The following is a 1,583-nucleotide window of genomic DNA, read 5'->3' as shown; positions in this document are numbered from 1 at the left end:
TCATCAGAATTTATAAACACTGGTTTATTCACAAATGCCTCCATACTGCCTATTGGCAAAAGTTATTTTCTAAGATATGGAACATATGTATGCGCATATTGCACATATGTCAACAATAAAATGTGCAACATGAGCATATTTAGTGAGTATTATATTATTTTGGGATATATAAAATGGATGATATTGATAACCTTATAATGGAGGCAGTGAATAAGCTTAGTATAGATAAAAAAAGAAGGTTAATTATTATTCTTCGTCTTTTAGAGTATCTAAAATGCGAAGAAGCCACTGCTTTTTTTCAGGAGATATATTTTTTAGAGCGTTAAAAACTTCTTCTTGAAGTTCGCGGTCTGAAAGAGCAGTTGTAGATTTTGTTTTTATCCCCTGTCCTTCACCAGTCAATAACCAACCTGTACTTACGTTAAAAGCTTTTGCGTATCGACTTGCGGCTTTATTGATGCCGCGAACTCCTTGTTCATGTTGTATATAAGTGTAATATGGCCAGCCGTAATATTGAGCTGCGGCTCGGGCAGATTTAAATCCTTTGGCAATTCTTGCTTCTGTTAAGCGTATAGCTTGGTCGGGTTTTTGTTCTTGCATTCTGACAACTCCTTTCCATTCATAATGCACATATTATGTGTGCTTTTCGACTTGACTTTTTTCTGTGCACATTGCACACTTAATTTTATGAATAAGATAGAAGCAAAAAAAATACGCAAACGCCTTAATCTTACGCTGGACGAAATGGCAGCGTTATTAGGCGTTAACAAATCAACAGTATGGCGTTGGGAAAAATATGGTGTTCCTTCAAGAGGAGCAGTGGCTTATCTTTTAAAATCTTTATGCGATCAAGAGCAACACCCCCCATTGTCGAAAATTAGCAAGAGCTGCGGTGTTGATCACACCGGAGAAACTTTACAGCATTAAGGAGATAAAGATGGCTGTAGAAAAGAAATATGAATTCACGGATGAGACACGTGTTTTTGGTAATCACACACTTCATCGTATTAAAGCCTTAAGAGATTTTGGAGATGTGAAGGCTGGAGAGATTGGGGGGTATATCGAAAAAGAGAGCAACTTAAGTCATCATGGTGAATGTTGGGTTGCTCAGAAGGCTTGTGTTTTTGATAATGCCAAGGTTTATGAAAATGCATGGGTTTTTAATGGAGCCAATGTTTATGAAAACGCCCGTGTTTATGGCAATGCCCGTGTTGGTATAGATGCTTTTATTTATGGAGATAGTTATGTTTATGGCAATGCCCATATTTATGGCAGAGCTAGAGTTTATGAAAATGCTCGTGTTAGTGGGCATGCGCATGTTAGTGACCATGCCCGTGTTTATGGCAATGCCAAGGTTTGTGGCTATGTCTGTGTTAGTAATGATGCTTCGGTTTATGGCAATGCGCATGTGTATGGGAATGCTAAGGTTTGTGAAAATGCTCGTGTTTACGGAAATGCCAAGGTTTGTGGATATACCAAGGTTTGTGGCTATGGAGAGGTTAGCGATAACGACGAAGTTTACATGCGTAAACACGTTTCATATAGCACAAACGAAGCGCATAAGAATGATGATGGTAAGCCTC

Annotated in this window: 3 protein-coding genes; 2 read left to right on the top strand and 1 reads right to left on the bottom strand. The window is 38.3% G+C overall.

The features are described 5' to 3' along the window. Window positions 1-246: 246 nt before the first annotated feature. A complete protein-coding gene (locus tag ACFILD_RS08430) occupies window positions 247-600 on the bottom strand; it encodes an XRE family transcriptional regulator (protein ID WP_273791732.1) in 354 nt (117 codons plus the stop codon). 87 nt (window positions 601-687) lie between these two features. Between ACFILD_RS08430 and ACFILD_RS08425 the strand changes: the two genes are divergently transcribed. Together ACFILD_RS08425 and ACFILD_RS08420 are read left to right on the top strand one after the other, a co-directional pair. Then, window positions 688-927, top strand: coding sequence for a DNA-binding transcriptional regulator (locus tag ACFILD_RS08425; RefSeq protein ID WP_273791731.1), 240 nt, complete (start codon window positions 688-690; stop codon window positions 925-927). Between the two features lie 10 nt (window positions 928-937). Continuing rightward, window positions 938-1,583: hypothetical protein (locus tag ACFILD_RS08420; protein ID WP_375665070.1), on the top strand; the 646-nt coding region annotated here is incomplete at its 3' end.

Origin of the sequence: Bartonella sp. CL162QHHD, assembly GCF_042195435.1 — a bacterium.
Classification (GTDB): Bacteria; Pseudomonadota; Alphaproteobacteria; order Rhizobiales; family Rhizobiaceae; genus Bartonella.
This window is presented reverse-complemented; position numbering and strand designations above follow the sequence as displayed.

Bases quoted from the DNA above. Each gene is read 5' to 3' on its own strand.
- ACFILD_RS08430 (WP_273791732.1), bottom strand. From the start codon at position 600: ATGCAAGAACAAAAACCCGACCAAGCTATACGCTTAACAGAAGCAAGA.
- ACFILD_RS08425 (WP_273791731.1), top strand. From the start codon at position 688: ATGAATAAGATAGAAGCAAAAAAAATACGCAAACGCCTTAATCTTACG.